Source organism: Pseudomonas sp. ICMP 561, from assembly GCF_002699985.1.
GTDB lineage: Bacteria > Pseudomonadota > Gammaproteobacteria > Pseudomonadales > Pseudomonadaceae > Aquipseudomonas > Aquipseudomonas quasicaspiana.
Genome location: NZ_LKBT01000016.1, coordinates 36,864 through 55,077, shown reverse-complemented (window position 1 = coordinate 55,077; position 18,214 = coordinate 36,864). Strand labels below are relative to the sequence as shown.

Here is an 18,214-nt window from a genome sequence, read left to right as displayed (position 1 = left end):
AAATCCTTAGTCGATCAATTGCGCGGTGCGCAAGGCTTCAAGCGCGGCAAGCCAGCGCGGGTGTTGACGATACTCGGTGCTGGCAAAAGCCTGACCGCGCATCCTGGCGATACGGGGCGACGGCTTGACCTTGAGCCGCTGTGCAGCAGTCAACGCCAGCTCTGCGGCCGCTCGATCATTACAGACCAGCCCCATGTCACAACCGGCGCTCAATGCGGCTTCAATACGACTGGCAGCATCGCCAACCACATGGGCACCCGCCATGGACAGGTCATCACTGAAAATCACGCCGTCGAACTTCAACTCACCGCGCAAAATCTCCTGCAACCAGCGCCGGGAAAAACCAGCGGGTTGGGAGTCGACCTGCGGATAAATCACATGCGCAGGCATCACGGCCGCCAGTTGCTTGCTCAGCCGGGCAAACGGCACCAGATCATTGGCGCGGATCTGCTCAAGACTGCGCTCGTCGTTGGGTATCGCCACGTGGGAGTCAGCCTCAGCCCAGCCATGCCCTGGAAAATGCTTGCCGGTGGCGGCCATGCCAGCGGCATTCATCCCGCGAATGAAAGCGCCTGCCAACAACGCTGCTCGTTCGGGATCACCCTCGAAAGCGCGGGTACCGACAACAGCGCTACGCTGGTAGTCCAGATCAAGCACAGGCGCAAAACTCAGGTCCAGGTCTACCGCCAGAACTTCCGTCGCCATCAGCCAGCCGCAGTGCTCAGCCAGCGCCTCGGCATTGGGCTGGTCAGCAATCGAACGCATGGCAGGCAGTCGCACAAAACCCTGACGCAGGCGCTGCACGCGCCCGCCCTCCTGGTCCACTGCCAACAGTAAATCAGGCCGTACCGCACGAATCGCCGCACTCAGCTCACGAACCTGGCGTGGGTGCTCGATGTTGCGGGCAAAAATGATCAGGCCGCCCACTTCGGGCTGACGCAGAAACTGGCGATCCTCGGCGGTCAACCAGGTGCCCGCGACATCCACCATTAAAGAGCCTTGCAGGCCAGAACTCATAAAAAAACACCATTGCCGATATCCAGTCCGGGCAATGGTGCTTGATCATCGAGCCTGGCGCAATGCGCGAACAGTCAGGCCTTGGCGGTACTGGGGATAGCAGAGCTGCTTTTGGTGCGCGGCTTGAGTTGCGCAGCAATCATTGCGGCGTCGGTCACGCCGGTTTCAGCACGCATGCCAGCGGCCAGAAACGGCACCATCAGGCGCATGACCTGCTCAATCGAGGTGTTGACGCCGAAGTCGGTTTCGGCAATTGCCCTTAGCGCCTTGATGCCGGACATGCTGAACGCCGCAGCACCGAGCATGAAATGCACACGCCAGAACAGCTCAATGGGAGGTATGCGAGGTGCAGCCTCGTTGACCAGCACCATGTAACGGCGGAAAACCTTGCCGTACATGTCTTCCAGGTAACGGCGCAAGTGGCCCTGGCTCTGGCTGAACGCCAGACCAAGCAGACGCATGAAGATCGACAGATCATTATTGCTGCGTGGCTGCACCACGAGGGCTTGTTCGACAAGCATCTCCAGCAACTCTTCCAGCGTCGGCTTTTGATCAGGCCTGGCCTGACGGCGCTCCAGCTCACGGTCAAGGCTGATACAGAAAGGCCCGAGGAAGCGCGAGAACACAGCCTGAATCAGCGCCTTCTTGGAGCCGAAGTGGTAGTTGACCGCCGCGAGGTTGACCGACGCCTTGCTGGTAATCAACCGTAGCGACGTCTCTGCGAAGCCTTTCTCCGCGAACAACTGCTCGGCAGCATCAAGAATGCGTTCAACTGTTTCCGACTGGGCCATGGTTCTCTGCCTGACAAACACTTGTTTGAAACATACGTTTCAGATTATGTATCTGTCAAGTCCGCGATACTCCATGGGCCGACAGGGGCGTATTTAACCATATAAACCGCGGGCTGTAGCCACCCACTTGGTCCGCCCTGGCGCGCCGCCCCCGGAGCTTGAAAACAAGTCTGAGAAAAGGACGATTGCCAACTCGCTCGTACTGTATATAATCCCAGTCACTGTATAAAAAGACAGAGCGATCAACATGATTAAACTGACGCCACGCCAAGCTGAAATTCTGGGATTCATCAAGCGCTGTCTTGAAGACAACGGCTACCCGCCTACCCGTGCGGAGATCGCTCAGGAACTGGGTTTCAAATCGCCCAACGCCGCAGAAGAACATTTGAAAGCCCTCGCTCGCAAGGGCGCTATCGAGATGACGCCGGGCGCTTCCCGGGGCATTCGCATCCCAGGCTTTGAAGCAAAGCCCGAAGAAAGTGGTTTGCCCATCATCGGTCGCGTCGCTGCAGGTGCGCCGATACTGGCTCAGCAACACATTGAAGAATCCTGCAACATCAACCCTGCATTTTTTCACCCAAGTGCCGATTACCTGTTAAGGGTGCAAGGCATGAGCATGAAAGATGTCGGCATTTTTGATGGCGATCTACTCGCCGTGCACACCACCCGTGAGGCCCGCAACGGCCAGATCGTGGTAGCGCGCATTGGCGACGAAGTGACGGTCAAGCGATTCAAGCGTGAAGGCAGCAAAGTCTGGCTGATTGCCGAAAACCCGGACTTCGCGCCCATCGAAGTGAATCTCAAGGATCAGGAACTGGTTATCGAAGGTTTGAGCGTCGGCGTTATCCGTCGCTAAGGAGACATCATGCAGTTCGTCCAGGCCCCGCAATCACAACTTCCGCTGTTTGAAGCATTCCTCGCGCAGCCTATTGCGCCCATGCTCAAAGAAGCCGCAGTACCGTCATGGAACAATGAACCTGAAGTCTTCAGTGAGCTGTCATTGCGTGGTGCCGCCGGAAACTGCCTGAGTCTACTGGCGCCAATCCTGCGTGAGCTGAGCGAAGAGTCCAACGCTCGATGGCTGACCCTGATCGCGCCACCGTCCAGCCTTACCCAAAGCTGGCTGCGTGATGCAGGCCTCAACCGCGAGCGGATCTTGCTGCTGCAGCCACGCGGGACGCAAAGCGCATTTGAACTGACGCGCGAGGCACTTCGCCTCGGCCGCAGTCACACGGTTGTCAGCTGGATCAATCCGCTCGGTACAGGATTGCGTCAACAACTGATCAGCGCGGCAAAAATGGGTGATGCACAGAGCCTCAACATTCGTCTGGGCTAGGTATTGCGGGCGAAGTCAGCTTTAGTGAAGAACTCGCGGGCCGGTATCTTTTTCCAGCTCGCCTTCAGCAAGACGACCCGCCATCTGTACACCGACACTCAACATTGCCTTGGCGATTTCGACATGTTGCCCTTGCAGGAACTCTTTGGCATCGGCGGAGAAATCCAACGTCACCAACGACCCCTCATCATCGGCACGACGCAGTTCTATACGGCCGTCAGGCAGTTCCACAATTTCAAGAAACGATGTTGGCATCAGGGCAGTACTCCACGAAAGGCCGACATTGTAGCAGCCTGTCGACCCAGCCCCTAGGGCCTGTTCCCGTTTTATGACAAGCCGTAGTGCCAGAGCTGTTTGAAACAGCCGTCTTGAAAACGGAACGCATTGAGCAATCAATCACTGCACTTCAGCACTCGCTGAGGCCTTCGCGGAAGCGAATCGCCAGCCCTTTGAGCTGTTGGCGCCAGCTTTCCAGTTCTTCGCGGGTCAGCTCAACCTCAGGCTCTTCATCGAGGTTGACCGCCACAATCAATGGCTGTGTTACATCGCCTTTCACTTTTTTCGGCGCGCGCGGCGGTTCGAACAAGGCGTTGTACGCTGCCAGCAACTGAGCCAGCCAGGTTTCCCGGTGTTGAGCCAACTCGACCAGTTCGGCCATTTCCGGAATCGCCAGGGCATCCAGCACTTCCTGATTGAGCAGCATCTCGGCACGTGGCGCATTGGCTTGCGGCAGACGATAGTAACCGGCGATCTCGTGACACAAACCCAGCAAAGCGCCATACAGATGGAACAACGCCGACTCGCGCTCCGCCTGCAACAGCGCCTGAGCGTTCATGGCACGGCCTTCCTGCGCCTTGCCCATGGACTCCAGAGCGAGACCGGCGAAATAAATCTTTTGATTGGTGCGGGTATACAGTTCGTGCGCCATGGCGGCAGTCTCCGTAGCGATGAGCAAGACCTGAAGCCAAGCCTTGTCAAATTAGCTCAATTAAATGCTTCCTGGTAGGAGCGAACTTGTTCGCGAAGCGGTGTATCAGCCACAACGGCTCGCGAACAAGTTCGCTCCTACCGGAGTTTCACCCAGCCAAAACAACAAAACCCTCGGCACGACCAGCATACCGAGGGCTTTGTGTTCAGTCAGGCGTTAAATCAACGCTTGTCTTCGACCTTCCAGGCCTTGCCGTCGTAGAACGCTTTCCAGCCGGTTGGCTTTCCTTCCACTTCAGTCTGAACGTACTGCTCTTTCGTCTTGCGGCTGTAGCGGATCACTGTTGGGCGTCCGTCCGGATCTTTTTTCGGTGCATCACACAGGAAGTGATACTTCGGATCGATCTCGTCCTTGTGCGGTGCAATCTCCATGACCAGCGGCGCGCGGGTTTCACGATTTTTCGGGAACTGACTGGCCGCGAGGAACAACCCGGATGCGCCGTCACGCAGAATGTACGTATCGTCGACCTTATCGCACTTGAGCTCAGGCATCTTCACCGGATCCATCTTCGGTGGAGCTGCGTCGCCACTCTTGAGCAGCTTGCGAGTGTTCTTGCAGTCAGGATTGGTACAACCAAAGAACTTGCCGAAGCGGCCCGTCTTGAGCTGCATCTCACTGCCGCACTTGTCACACTCCAGGCTCGGACCTTCGTAACCCTTGATCCGGTAGTTGCCCTCTTCCACTTCAAAGCCAACGCAATCCGGGTTGTTACCGCAGATGTGCAGCTTGCGCTTCTCATCCAGCAGGTAAGCATCCATTGCCGTGCTGCAGATATGGCAGCGATGCTTGCCGCGCAGGACACGGGACTCGGATTCACCTTCGTCGTCTTCGGCGATTTCATCGCCCGGCGTCAGGTTGACGGTAGCCTTGCAACGTTCTTTCGGTGGCAGGCTGTAACCCGAGCAACCAAGGAACACACCGGTAGATGCAGTACGAATCTGCATCGGGCGGCCGCACACCTTGCACGGAATATCAGTCATCACCGGTTCGTTGGAACGCATTCCGCTGTCCGGCGCTTCAGCTACTTCGAGTTTCTTGCGGAAATCACCGTAGAACTCGTCGAGCACGTTTTTCCAGTCACGCTCGCCCTGGGCCACGTCATCGAGGTTTTCTTCCATGCCGGCCGTGAAGCCATAGTCCATCAGGTTGGAAAAGCTCTCGGACAGCCGCTCGGTAACGATATCGCCCATTTTTTCGGAGTAGAAACGGCGATTGTGCAGCGCTACATAACCACGATCCTGAATGGTCGAGATGATTGCCGCATAAGTCGACGGACGACCGATGCCACGTTTTTCCATCTCTTTTACCAGGCTCGCTTCCGAGTAACGCGCAGGCGGCTTGGTGAAGTGCTGGCTCGGGTCGAGCTTGATCAGCTTCAGGGTTTCGCCCTGAGCCATGTCCGGCAATACGTCGTCATCGCCCGGCTTGGTCATCTGCGGCAAGGCACGGGTGTAACCGTCAAACTTGAGGATACGACCCTTGGCACGCAACTCGAAGGTCCCGGCCGCGACACTGACGGTAGTCGACAGGTATTGCGCCGGAGGCATCTGGCATGCAACGAACTGGCGCCAGATCAGCTCATACAGGCGCTCAGCATCGCGCTCCATGCCGCTCAGCTTGCTCGGATGCGTGTTCACGTCAGAAGGACGAATCGCTTCGTGAGCCTCTTGTGCGCCTTCCTTGCTGCTGTAGACGTTTGGCGATTCCGGCAGGTACTTCTTGCCGAACTCGGCTTCGATGTAATCGCGCGCCATGCTTACCGCGTCAGCGGACAAGTTGGTCGAGTCGGTACGCATGTAAGTGATGTAACCCGCTTCGTACAGACGCTGGGCCATCATCATGGTTTTCTTCACGCCGAAGCCCAAGCGGTTACTGGCAGCCTGCTGCAGGGTCGAGGTGATGAAAGGCGCCGAAGGCTTGCTGCTGGTCGGCTTGTCTTCACGCTTGGCGATGCTGTAGCTGGAAGCCTTGAGCTTTTCCAGCGCCGCCATGGCCTGAGCTTCGTTCAGCGGCTTGAACGCTTCGCCGTTCTCCCGGGCAACTTCGAAACGCACGTTGGCGCCCTTGGCAGTGCCCAGGTCAGCGTGTACTTCCCAATACTCTTCAGGGTTGAACGCCCGGATTTCCCGCTCACGCTCCACTACCAGCTTTACGGCAACCGACTGCACACGACCGGCGGACAGGCCACGAGCAATCTTCTGCCACAGCAGCGGCGACACCATGTAACCCACGACCCGGTCGAGGAAACGGCGTGCCTGCTGAGCGTTGACGCGGGCGATATCCAGCTCGCCCGGCTTGGAGAACGCTTCCTGAATGGCTTTCTTGGTGATCTCGTTGAACACCACGCGCTTGTAGCGGCTGTCATCCCCACCAATGGCTTCGCGCAGGTGCCAGGCAATGGCTTCCCCCTCGCGGTCCAAGTCCGTCGCGAGATAGATGGTGTCAGCATCCTTGGCGAGCCGACGCAGCTCTTCGATCACCTTCTCTTTACCGGGAAGGATTTCGTACTTGGCTTTCCAGCCATGATCCGGATCGACGCCCATGCGGGCGACCAGCTGCTTCTTCGCCTTCTCTTTAGGCGTGAGCACCGGCCCTTCGCCAACCGCGGCCTTGCCACGTTTGACGGGTTCTTTACTGGCGCTAGCCGAACCGCTGGTGGGCAGGTCTCGGATATGGCCGATACTCGACTTCACCACGTACTGGTTGCCCAAATACTTGTTGATGGTCTTGGCCTTAGCCGGGGATTCCACGATGACCAGCGATTTGCCCATGGATCAGAAAATTCCTGAATACTGAAAATGAAAGACGGTTGGAACCTGTCAGGGCCCCGCTATATATAGTGGCTACAAGAGGAGGTCAAGCACGGGATAGTGATCGAACTCGCCTCACGGCCTGGAAAAGAGACTCGGCTCGACTTGAACCAAAGCAAAGCGCGGGACCTGCTCGCCGTCAACCTCGACGGACTCAAGAAACATGCTCAGCGGCCGCACCCACATCCCGAAATCGCCGTACAGCGCTTGGTAAAACACCACTTCTTCTTCGGTTTCGGAGTGCCTGGCAACACTGAATACGCGGTACTCGGGGCCTTTGTAATGGCGATAGAGACCTGGCTGTAAATTCATGTTGCTGTCCTCGCGAAAAAAACTGAAAAACTTTTCTGGAATGGCTTATACAAAAATACAAAAGCCGGGGCACCTGGCCCCGGCTCGCATCAAACAAACGCGTCAGACGCGTTCGAAGACGGTAGCGATACCCTGCCCCAAACCGATGCACATTGTTGCAACACCGAGATTGGCGCCATTTTGCTTCATGACATTGAGCAAAGTGCCGGAAATACGAGCGCCGGAGCAACCAAACGGGTGGCCCAGGGCGATCGCGCCGCCGTGCAGGTTAACCTTCTCATCCATCTTGTCGAGCACTTTCAAATCTTTCAGCACTGGCAAGGCCTGTGCAGCGAAAGCTTCGTTGAGCTCGAAGACGTTGATATCAGCGATGCTCAGACCCGCGCGTTTCAAGGCTTTCTGCGTCGCCGGAACAGGACCATAACCCATAATTGCCGGATCCACACCTGCCACGGCCATGGAACGGATCACCGCCAATGGCTGAATACCAAGGTCCTGAGCGCGCTGGGCGGACATCACGATCATGCACGAAGCACCGTCGGTGATTTGCGAAGATGTGCCCGCCGTCACAGTACCGCCTTTCGGGTTGAAGGCTGGCTTCAAGGCCGCGAGGCTTTCCAGGGTTGTCTCGGGGCGAATCGTTTCGTCATAGTCGAAGACCTTGAGGAAACCGTTCTCGTCATACCCTTGCATCGGGATGATCTCGTCCTTGAACTTGCCTTCCAGCGTGGCCTTGTGGGCCAATCGGTGGGAACGCACGCCAAAGGCATCCTGCTGCTCACGGGTAATGCCATGCATTTTGCCAAGCATTTCTGCGGTCAGACCCATCATGCCCGATGCCTTGGCGGCATACAGAGACATGTGCGGGTTTGGATCAACGCCGTGCATCATGCCAACGTGCCCCATGTGCTCAACGCCGCCGACCACGAACACATCACCGTTACCGGTCATGATCGCTTGCGCGGCAGTGTGCAGCGCACTCATCGAGGAACCACACAGACGGCTGACCGTCTGCGCCGCTGACGTGTGTGGGATCTGTGTCAGCAACGACGCCATACGCGCGATGTTCCAGCCCTGCTCCAGGGTCTGGTTGACGCAGCCCCAGATCACGTCTTCAACTTCGGCGGGATCAACCTTGTTGTTGCGCTCAAGCAGTTTGCTGATCAAGTGCGCGGACATGTCTTCTGCGCGGGTATTGCGGTGCATGCCACCCTTGGAGCGGCCCATGGGTGTGCGACCGAAGTCGACAATCACCACATCTCTTGGATTCAAACTCATACATTCACTCCTGAAAGACGCTTGACCGAAGCTCTCAACCGAAGAAGCTCTGGCCGTTTTTGGCCATCTCACGCAGCTTCGCGGTCGGGTGGTACAAAGCGCCCAAATCAGCATATTGATCGGCAAGGGCAACGAATTCAGCGACGCCAATGGAGTCGATGTAGCGCAACGCACCGCCACGGAACGGAGGGAAACCGATGCCGTAGATCAAGCCCATATCAGCTTCAGCGGCGGTTTCAACAATACCGTCTTCCAGGCAGCGTACGGTTTCCAGGCACAACGGGATCATCATCCAGTTAATGATGTCTTCGTCGGACACTTCACGCTGTTCGTAGATGATCGGCTTGAGGACTTCGAGCACAGCAGAGTCGGTGACTTTCTTCGGCTTGCCCTTCTTGTCGGTCTCATAAGCGTAGAAACCTTTGCCGTTCTTCTGGCCCAGGCGCTTCGCTTCATAAAGCGCATCGATAGCAGAGCGACGGTCGTCCTTCATGCGATCCGGGAAGCCTTCGGCCATGACATCGCGACCGTGGTGGCCGGTGTCGATGCCGACCACGTCCATCAGGTACGCCGGGCCCATAGGCCAGCCGAATTTCTCCATGATCTTGTCGATGCGCACAAAATCCACACCGGCACTGATCAGGCGGGCGAAACCGCCGAAGTACGGGAACAGCACGCGGTTGACCAGGAAGCCCGGGCAATCGTTGACCACGATCGGGTTCTTGCCCATTTTCTTGGCGTAGGCCACGGTGGTGGCAACTGCCAGCTCACTGGACTTCTCGCCACGAATAACTTCAACCAGCGGCATCATGTGCACCGGGTTGAAGAAGTGCATGCCGACGAAGTTTTCCGGACGCTTGAGGGCTTTCGCCAGCAAGCTGATGGAAATCGTTGAGGTATTGGAAGCCAGAATAGTGTCTTCGCCCACTTGAGCTTCGACTTCAGCCAATACCGCCTGCTTGACCTTCGGATTCTCGACAACGGCTTCGACCACCAGGTCGACGTTGCCGAAATCGCCGTAGGACAGCGTCGGACGAATCGCATTGAGCGCTTCGGCCATTTTGGCAGCAGTCAGACGGCCTTTTTCAACACGGTTGCCCAAGAGTTTCGAGGCTTCGTTCAGACCCAACTGAATGGCGTCTTCACGAATGTCCTTCATCAGGATCGGCGTACCTTTGGAAGCTGACTGATAGGCAATGCCGCCGCCCATGATGCCTGCGCCCAGCACTGCAGCCTGCTTCACGTCTCTGGCGGCTTCATCGTAAACCTTGGCTTTGCGCTTCAGTTCCTGATCATTCAGGAACAGGCCGATCAGACTCTGTGCCGCAGAGGTCTTGGCCATTTTGACAAAACCGGCAGCTTCGATTTCCAGCGCCTTGTCGCGACCGAAGTTCGCAGCTTTCTGGATCGTCTTGATCGCTTCGACCGGGGCTGGATAGTTCGGGCCAGCCTGACCGGCGACGAAACCCTTGGCGGTTTCGAATGCCATCATTTGCTCGATGGCGTTGAGCTTGAGTTTTTCCAGTTTTGGCTGGCGCTTGGCCTTGTAATCGAACTCACCGGAAATGGCACGTTTGATCAGGTCCAGCGCAGCTTCCTGAAGTTTTTCAGGAGCGACCACAGCATCGACTGCACCGACTTTCAGGGCGTCTTCGGCGCGATTTTCCTTGCCGGAAGCAATCCACTCAATAGCATTGTCGGCGCCGACGATACGCGGCAGACGCACCGTACCGCCAAAACCAGGGTAGAGACCCAGTTTGACTTCAGGCAGGCCGATTTTGGCGCTGCTGGACATTACCCGGTAGTCCGCGGCGAGACACATTTCCAGACCGCCACCCAGCGCGATACCGTTGATGGCCACCACGGTAGGTACGCCAAGGTCTTCGAAATCGCTGAAAATCCGGTTGGCTTCCAGATTGCCCGCCAGCAGCTCTGCATCCGGCAACTTGAAGTTGTCGACGAACTCAGTGATGTCGGCACCGACGATGAAGACGTCCTTGCCGCTGGTGACAATCACGCCCTTGATGGAGCCATCAGCCTTGATGGTATCCACGGCCTGACGAAGGTCGTTGAGGGTGAGACGATTGAACTTGTTGACGGACTCACCCTTGAGGTCGAAATTCAATTCGACGATGCCGCTCTCAAGAGCCTTAACCGTGATGGCTTTACCTTCGTAAATCATCAACTGATCTCCACGATATGGAAGCTGAACAATACACACCGGACGCTGAAATCTGGCGCGGCTACGACGTTATCGTCGGTGAAACGCCAAATCTTCAGGCACACCCGTCGATGCGGTAGCCGGGATCTGTAAGAACTGTCTTACTACCAAACGCTCAATTCATACGCCCGTTTGATTTGGGTGCGCCTACCTTCATGCAAATCCTGCGGTTTGTCAATTCGACGAATCACCGACAAATGCGGGTCATCCCCTAAAGCATCGCACGCCCAGGAGCCCTCAAGCCGAGCGTGATCAGCCTCTATTCACTGTGTTTATCGGCAAAAAGTGAACACCTGCGAATGCATGTTTTTGCACCACATAGGGTCACGCATAAAAATAAATACAAGAAAGCGCGACAAATGAGAGCAAAGCGTCTACATTCAGCGCACGACAGCACGATGTGAAGTTTTCCATATCCGTCGAGGCTTTCGTCACCCGCTTTGGGCATTGCACCGCAAAGCGCCACAGAATTACCGGCCTGCCTGGCCAACCCGAGCCCGATGTTGTTATCGGGCTTTTTAATGCCTGAAATTTGATGCTGTGAACGCTATGCCAGCGCTTTCAGCACTGCAGCAATACGCTGCAACACCTCTGATTCGCCCTTCTCGCCCCAATACAAGGTGACCATCTGCTGGTCCGCTTCGACCTTGTAGACGTCCGCCGGCAGGGTATTGAAGTGCGCCAGTAACGCAGCGTCCTCGCAAGGCTCACGCCACTGATTGAGCCAGACGCCGGGCTCTGCCTGCCAGTAAGCCCAAACGGAAGGTTTGCTGCCGCGTCGGGGCCGATGGTATTGAGCGCAGGGGCTTGGCGGCTCTTTGGCCAGCCAGTGCGGCCAGTCCTGAGCCGACAGTTGCATGGCGAGCCCCATGCGCCGTGCCTCCATCCGTAGGGCCATTCTGCCGCCCTGCTGACGGGACGGTCGCAGCCAGACCAAAGGGCTAAGCATTACGCCAACGATTGACAGAATTATCCAGAACGTCATATTGCTTGCTGCCTTTTTATCCGCTTACCCAAAGATGAAAATAATGGCCTGCCCAGATTGGGCTGAAAGAGCCATACTGAACGCATCGCAACCTTAAGGAGGACTTCCTCATGAAGTATGAACACGTTCTGGTCGCTGTTGACCTGACAGACGAGTGCAACCCTGTCCTTTCCCGCGGTCGCGAAATTGCCGAGCGCAACGGGGCCAAATTGTCACTGGTTCATATCGTCGAGCCGATGGCCATGGCCTTCGGCGGCGACGTGCCGATGGATCTTTCGCAACTTCAGCAGCAGCAGTTTGATCAAGCCAAGGAGAAGCTTGCCGCACTGAAGTCTCAGTATCCAGATACTCACATTGGTGAAGCGCATCTGGTCTATGGCCAGCCTCGCCAGGAAATCCATGAGTTGGCGATCAAGGAAAAATGCGACCTGATCGTCGTAGGCAGTCATGGCCGTCATGGCCTGGCCTTGTTGCTTGGTTCAACAGCTAACGACGTACTGCATGGCGCACCTTGTGATGTACTCGCCGTTCGCCTGAAAAAGGCGGAGTGATTCAACAACAGGATTAGTAAGCGCATTCCCCGTCCAAGTCAAAACGCTGTCTCGCTATCGACATTGGACTGTAGGAGCTGCCGAAGGCTGCGATGGCGGTGTGTCATGTTGAACGCTTCGCAGCCTTCGGCAGCTCCTACGGAGTGCGCATATCAATTCAGTGGCTTGCCACACAATAAAAAGCCCGGATCACTGATCCGGGCTTTTTATTGGCCTTGAGTATCAGGCGTCCAGTTCGGCCCAGCGCTCCAGCAAACCGTCCAGTTCAGCCTGACGGTTTTCCAGTTGTGCCAGTACTGCAGCCGTTTGCTCCGCAGGACGCTGATAGAAGCCAGGCTCGGCCATTTCAGCAGTCAGGGCAGCGATCTGCGACTCGACTTCATCGATCTGCTCAGGCAGTGCTTCCAGCTCGCGCTGCAGCTTGTAGCTGAGTTTCTTCTTGGCGCTCGCCACCGGCATTTCCTTGGCTTCAACCGGCGCAGCTTCTACCACTGCGGTGGCCAGTTCGGCCTTGCCCGACTTGGAGTCAGTCACACCCAGCAGTTTTGGCGAGCCGCCCTGACGCAACCAGTCCTGATAACCACCGACGTATTCGCGGACCTTGCCTTCGCCTTCGAAAACCAGGGTGCTGGTCACCACGTTATCGAGGAATGCCCGGTCGTGGCTCACCATCAGTACGGTGCCCTTGAAGGTCAACAGCACCTCTTCAAGCAACTCCAGGGTTTCCACGTCCAGGTCGTTGGTCGGTTCATCGAGAACCAGCAGGTTGGCTGGCTTGCTGAACAGCTTGGCTAGCAGCAGACGCGCACGCTCACCGCCTGACAACGCCTTGACCGGCGTACGGGCACGTTGCGGGCTAAACAGGAAGTCGCCCAGATAGCTCAGTACGTGACGACTCTGACCATCGATATCAATGAAATCGCGACCTTCAGCGACGTTATCGATCACGGTTTTCTCGAGGTCCAACTGGTGACGCAACTGGTCGAAGTAAGCCACGTCCAGACGCGTGCCGACATCTACCGAGCCGCTGGTTGGCTGCAGGTTGTCGAGCATCAGCTTGAGCAGCGTGGTCTTGCCGGTACCGTTGGCACCCAGCAGACCGATGCGGTCTTCGCGCTGCAGGACCATGGAGAAGTCCTTGATCAGCATAGGGCCACCCGGGTGGGCAAAGCTGACGTTGTCCAGAACCATGACCTGTTTGCCGGACTTGTCGGCCGTATCCAGCTGGATATTCGCCTTGCCGGTACGCTCGCGACGGTCGCTGCGCTCAACGCGCAACGCCTTGAGTGCACGTACACGACCTTCGTTACGGGTACGACGGGCCTTGATGCCCTGACGAATCCAGACTTCTTCCTGGGCAAGCCGCTTGTCGAACAGCGCGTTGGCCGTTTCTTCTGCCGCCAGCACGGCTTCCTTGTGAACCAGGAAGCTGGCGTAGTCGCCGTTCCAGTCGATCAGACCGCCACGGTCCAGCTCAAGGATGCGCGTTGCGAGGTTTTGCAGGAAAGAACGGTCGTGCGTAATAAACAGCACGGCGCCCTGAAATTCCTTGAGGGCGTCTTCCAGCCAGGCAATCGCACCGATGTCCAGGTGGTTGGTTGGCTCGTCGAGCAGCAACAGATCCGGTTCGGAAACCAGTGCCTGGGCCAGCAAGACACGACGACGCCAGCCACCGGACAACTCGGCAAGAGTCTTGTCGGCGGGCAATTGCAGCCGGCTCAGGGTGCTGTCGACCAGTTGCTGCAAGCGCCAGCCATCACGGGCTTCGAGGTCTTGCTGAACATGCATCAGCTTGTTCAGGTCTTCCTCAGTAACGCAGTTCTGCGCAAGGTGGTGATACTCGGCCAGCAAGGCGCCCACACCGTCCAGACCTTCAGCGACCACATCGAACACTGTCCGGTCGTCGGCTACTGGCAATTCCTGAGGCAATTCACCGATTTTCAGGCCCGGCGCGCGCCAGACTGCGCCGTCATCAGGCTTTTGCACGCCTTTGACCAGCTTCAACATGCTGGACTTGCCAGTACCGTTACGACCGATGATGCACACCCGCTCACCACGGGCGATCTGCCAGGATACCTTGTCCAACAACGGCATAGCGCCGAACGCAAGGGACACATCGCTGAATTTGAGCAGGGTCATGAGCTTCTCCAAAAACCGGGGGCGCATTCTACCTGAGATAGAAGCCATATGTCGGGTTTCAATGACAAGCGCGCTGTCTGGAATGCGCAATGACGCGCCTTGAGTCGTCCTCATTTGTTTCCAGTTGCGAACCCTCGGTCCGCAACGCTTTCAACCGGAGCTGGCAAAAGGCTAAGCTAGCGATACTTTTCACGATTCATCTGCTCGGAAGTCTCATGCGCAGTCGCTTGTTCAGCCTTTTTTCCTGCATGCTCCTCTCTGCTACTGCGGCTCAAACTGTCTACGCCGCAGATCTCAATCAACAGCGTCAATATTACGATGTGGCCAAAAGCGCATTGGCCAAAGGCGATACCGGCCCCTATCGGGCCTATGCCGCAGCACTTGCGGATTACCCGCTGGAGCCGTATCTGGCTTACGACGAGCTCACTGCTCGCTTGAAGACCGCGAGCAATCCGGAAATCGAGAAGTTTCTCGCCGAGCACGGTGACCTGCCGCAAGCCAACTGGATGAAGTTGCGCTGGTTGCGCTGGCTTGCCGAACGAGGCGACTGGGCAACTTTCGTCAAGTACTACGACCCGAAGATGAACTTCGTGGAACTCGACTGCCTGTATGGGCAGTACTTGCTGGGGCATGGCAAGAAGGCCGAGGGTTACGCCAGCGCCGAAAAACTCTGGATGACGGGCAAAAGTTTGCCCGCTGCGTGTGACGGTTTCTTTGCCCAATGGGCCGCCGACGGCCAGCTCCCTGAGCAGAAGCGCTGGCAGCGGGCCAAGCTCGCAGCACAGGCTGGCAACTATCCTCTGGCAACCACACTGGTCAACAGCCTCAACAGCCTTGCACCCCAGGGCAAGCTGCTGCTGGAAATCGCCAAAAAACCGGAGATGCTCAACAACCCGGCACAGTTCGCTCCGGTGGATGAAGCGATGTCTGACGTAGTCGGCCTCGGCCTGCGCCGACTGGCCAAGCAAGATCCGCAGAAAGCCATGGAGATGCTTGACGGTTATTCGGCCAAAATGCACTTCTCCCATGAAGAGCAAGTGCAGATCGCCAAGGAGATCGGCCTCACCCTGGCACGCCGTTACGATGGCCGCGCTCTGGAGGTGATGACCAAGTACGACCCGGACCTGCGCGACAACACGGTCACCGAATGGCGCTTGCGCCTGTTGCTGCGCCTCGGTCGCTGGGAAGATGCCTACGAACTCAGCCGTCGCCTGCCCAAAGATCTGGCCGACACCAATCGCTGGCGCTACTGGGAAGCCCGCTCGCTGGAGCTGGCTCAACCACACAGCCCGCTGATTCCGGCACTCTATAAAGACGTGGCCAAGGAGCGTGACTTCTATGGTTTCCTGGCGGCCGACCGTACTCAAAGCGCTTATCAGCTAAATAACAAGCCGCTGGTACTGAGCCAGGCGTTGATAAACAAGGTTCGCAATACACCGGGCGTTCGCCGCGCGCTGGAATTCCATGCACGCGGGCAGATCGTCGATGGTCGTCGCGAGTGGTATCACGTCAGCCGCCACTTCAACCGTGATGAAATGGTTGCCCAAGCCAAACTGGCCTATGACCTGAAATGGTACTTCCCGGCCATTCGCACCATCAGCCAGGCACAGTACTGGGACGATCTGGATATCCGTTTCCCGATGGCCCACCGCGATACGCTGGTTCGTGAAGCCAATGTGCGGGGCCTGCATTCGAGCTGGGTGTTTGCGATCACGCGACAGGAAAGCGCCTTCATGGACGATGCCCGCTCCGGCGTCGGTGCCAGTGGCCTGATGCAACTGATGCCGGCTACCGCCAAGGAAACTGCGCGCAAATTCAGCATCCCGCTGGCTTCGCCACAACAGGTACTGGACCCGGATAAAAATATCCAGCTGGGCGCAGCCTATCTGAGCCAGGTCCACGCCCAGTTCAATGGCAACCGGGTGCTCGCCTCCGCTGCTTATAACGCAGGCCCCGGCCGCGTCAGGCAGTGGCTCAAGGGTGCCAATCACCTGGCCTTTGATGTGTGGGTAGAAAGCATCCCGTTCGACGAAACCCGTCAGTACGTACAGAACGTGCTGTCCTACTCAGTGATCTACGGCCAGAAGCTCAACTCGCCACAACCGCTGGTGGACTGGCATGAGCGGTTCTTTGATGATTTGTAAGTAACCTGTGCAATACCCCGATGCCAGTCAGCCACCCTGACTGGCATTTTTGTTTGTGATACCGACTTCATTGCGCTGCAACAAAAGAATGCTCAACTGGGCTCCGTCTTCTGGCTTGCCAACTTTTTGTACCGAAGCAAATGCGACTTTGGCTGTAGGAGTGAGCTTGCTCGCGATTCGATTTTCCTGTCGATAAAGTGTTGCCTAAACTGACGCTATCGCGAGCAAGCTCACTCCTACAGAAACTGCTTTTCAACTCAGTGAATCGTGTTTATTTGAAGAAATCATTCGTATCCCGCCCCAGAGATAGCGCCACCAGAGATGGTTGTGCACAGTTGCGGTAACGACATCAACGGCCGCAGAACGACGCAGCACTTGCCGGGTCAACCAGAGGCTGCTAAAGCTCTGCATCAGGTTTTGCAGACCATGATCGACCTCATCGTCAACGATCACAAAAAGAAGGATTATCGAGACCATGCTGAAAGGAATTTCAAAAACGCTGCTCTTCAAGACGCCCTTGAGCAGCCTTCTGACCGGCAGCGTGCTGGCAGGCTTAATGATGGCCTCAGCGCCAGCTGTCTCGGCCGAGCCACCTGGCAAGGCACTGAGCGCGAAAATCGGCCTGCCCTGGCCTGCGGTGATTGCCCACCGCGGCGCGTCCTATGACGCCCCCGAAGAAACCATTCCCGCCTACACGGTGGCGCGGGATCAGGGCGCGGACTATCTGGAAATGGATATTCGGCGCACCAAGGATGGCGTGTTGATCGCCCTGCACGATGACACGCTTGAGCGCACGACCAACATCGCGCAAGTCTTCCCCAAGCGAGTCAAGGATCCGCTGAACACCTTTACCCTCGAAGAGATCAAGCAACTGGATGCCGGCAGCTGGTTCAACAAGGCTCACCCGGACCGCGCACGTGAGGCTTACGCCGGTCTGCAGATCCTGACGCTGGAGGAAGTAATCGATATCGCCGAAGGCGGCAAGAACAAGCCTGGGCTGTACATCGAAACCAAAGCGCCAAGCCAGTTTCCCGGCATCGAAGCGGACCTCAAGAAAGTACTCGCCAAACGCGGCTGGCTCAGTAGCCGCCCCGCTGCCGCCGCCGGTTATGTAAACGTTGCGCACATGCCCGGTCGCGTTGTTCTGCAAACGTTCGAGAAGCCAAGCCTGGTGCTGCTGCAGAAAGAAATGCCACAAGTGCCGAAAGTATTGCTGCTGTGGATCGGCAAAGGCTCCATCGAACCCGAATCCGATGTCGCCTTCGCAGACTCGGGCGCCAAAGACAAAGCCACTTATTACGGCGCGCAGAAACCGAAAACCCAGGAAGAGTTTGTTGCCTGGGTCGACTGGGCCAAGGCGCATGGCGCAATCGGTACTGGTCCGTCAGCGAAACTCACCAACGGCGGCGACCAGAGCTACATGGACCTGGTCAAACCGTGGATGAACAACGTGGCGCACGAAAGAGGCATTGTGGTGCACCCCTACACGGTGGATGAGGAAGTTGATTTCAAACAGATCAGTCATGACGGCGTCGATGGCTTCTTCACCAATCGCACCTCTGAACTGCTGAAATTCTATGGTCGTCCGGCCAAAGAAAGCCTGGAGACCATCCTCAAGCGTAACGGTTACTGATCCGCCCCG

The 18,214-nt window shown here is 57.0% G+C and carries 15 protein-coding genes; 5 read left to right on the top strand and 10 right to left on the bottom strand.

What is annotated here, in order from left to right:
* Window positions 1-6: 6 nt before the first annotated feature.
* The gene (gene nagZ / locus AO242_RS14420) at window positions 7-1,005 is read right to left on the bottom strand and encodes a beta-N-acetylhexosaminidase (protein ID WP_176560626.1); all 999 of its coding nucleotides are present in this window, start codon (window positions 1,003-1,005) and stop codon (window positions 7-9) included.
* Between the two features lie 86 nt (window positions 1,006-1,091).
* The gene (locus AO242_RS14415; protein WP_099269239.1) at window positions 1,092-1,808 is read right to left on the bottom strand and encodes a TetR/AcrR family transcriptional regulator; all 717 of its coding nucleotides are present in this window, start codon (window positions 1,806-1,808) and stop codon (window positions 1,092-1,094) included.
* A gap of 247 nt (window positions 1,809-2,055) precedes the next feature.
* Between AO242_RS14415 and lexA the strand changes: the two genes are divergently transcribed.
* On the top strand, window positions 2,056-2,664 hold the full coding sequence (gene lexA, locus AO242_RS14405; protein WP_027900633.1) for a transcriptional repressor LexA: 609 nt from the start codon (window positions 2,056-2,058) through the stop codon (window positions 2,662-2,664).
* Between the two features lie 9 nt (window positions 2,665-2,673).
* Window positions 2,674-3,144: an SOS-induced cell division inhibitor SulA gene (gene sulA, locus AO242_RS14400; protein ID WP_027900632.1), complete on the top strand. Its 471-nt coding sequence runs from the start codon at window positions 2,674-2,676 to the stop codon at window positions 3,142-3,144.
* A gap of 21 nt (window positions 3,145-3,165) precedes the next feature.
* On the opposite strand, the gene AO242_RS14395 is transcribed toward sulA, so the two are convergent.
* The 7 genes from AO242_RS14395 to AO242_RS14365 form a co-directional block, all read right to left on the bottom strand.
* Window positions 3,166-3,399 carry a hypothetical protein gene (locus tag AO242_RS14395; RefSeq protein ID WP_027900631.1) on the bottom strand — a complete coding sequence of 78 codons (234 nt, stop codon included), beginning with the start codon at window positions 3,397-3,399 and terminating at the stop codon, window positions 3,166-3,168.
* Window positions 3,400-3,550: 151 nt separating this feature from the next.
* Window positions 3,551-4,072 (bottom strand): DUF6586 family protein, encoded by a 522-nt coding sequence (locus AO242_RS14390; RefSeq protein ID WP_099269238.1) that lies wholly within the window; start codon window positions 4,070-4,072, stop codon window positions 3,551-3,553.
* 221 nt (window positions 4,073-4,293) lie between these two features.
* Window positions 4,294-6,903, bottom strand: coding sequence for a type I DNA topoisomerase (gene topA, locus AO242_RS14385; protein ID WP_099269237.1), 2,610 nt, complete (start codon window positions 6,901-6,903; stop codon window positions 4,294-4,296).
* 114 nt (window positions 6,904-7,017) lie between these two features.
* A complete protein-coding gene (locus AO242_RS14380; protein WP_027900628.1) occupies window positions 7,018-7,254 on the bottom strand; it encodes a DUF1653 domain-containing protein in 237 nt (78 codons plus the stop codon).
* 102 nt (window positions 7,255-7,356) lie between these two features.
* The gene (gene fadA, locus AO242_RS14375) at window positions 7,357-8,532 is read right to left on the bottom strand and encodes an acetyl-CoA C-acyltransferase FadA (protein ID WP_027900627.1); all 1,176 of its coding nucleotides are present in this window, start codon (window positions 8,530-8,532) and stop codon (window positions 7,357-7,359) included.
* A gap of 34 nt (window positions 8,533-8,566) precedes the next feature.
* Window positions 8,567-10,714: a fatty acid oxidation complex subunit alpha FadB gene (fadB, locus tag AO242_RS14370; RefSeq protein WP_099269236.1), complete on the bottom strand. Its 2,148-nt coding sequence runs from the start codon at window positions 10,712-10,714 to the stop codon at window positions 8,567-8,569.
* Between the two features lie 586 nt (window positions 10,715-11,300).
* Window positions 11,301-11,738 (bottom strand): hypothetical protein, encoded by a 438-nt coding sequence (locus AO242_RS14365; RefSeq protein ID WP_099269235.1) that lies wholly within the window; start codon window positions 11,736-11,738, stop codon window positions 11,301-11,303.
* Window positions 11,739-11,848: 110 nt separating this feature from the next.
* On the opposite strand from AO242_RS14365, the gene AO242_RS14360 reads away from it, so the two are divergent.
* A complete protein-coding gene (locus AO242_RS14360) occupies window positions 11,849-12,289 on the top strand; it encodes a universal stress protein (protein WP_027900624.1) in 441 nt (146 codons plus the stop codon).
* 222 nt (window positions 12,290-12,511) lie between these two features.
* On the opposite strand, the gene AO242_RS14355 is transcribed toward AO242_RS14360, so the two are convergent.
* Entirely contained in the window at window positions 12,512-14,428 is a 1,917-nt protein-coding gene (locus AO242_RS14355; RefSeq protein WP_099269234.1) for an ATP-binding cassette domain-containing protein, read from the bottom strand.
* Window positions 14,429-14,643: 215 nt separating this feature from the next.
* Between AO242_RS14355 and AO242_RS14350 the strand changes: the two genes are divergently transcribed.
* A complete protein-coding gene (locus AO242_RS14350) occupies window positions 14,644-16,572 on the top strand; it encodes a transglycosylase SLT domain-containing protein (RefSeq protein ID WP_099269233.1) in 1,929 nt (642 codons plus the stop codon).
* Between the two features lie 478 nt (window positions 16,573-17,050).
* Complete coding sequence (locus tag AO242_RS14340) at window positions 17,051-18,205, top strand: glycerophosphodiester phosphodiesterase (RefSeq protein WP_099269267.1); 1,155 nt, start codon at window positions 17,051-17,053, stop codon at window positions 18,203-18,205.
* Window positions 18,206-18,214: the final 9 nt, after the last annotated feature.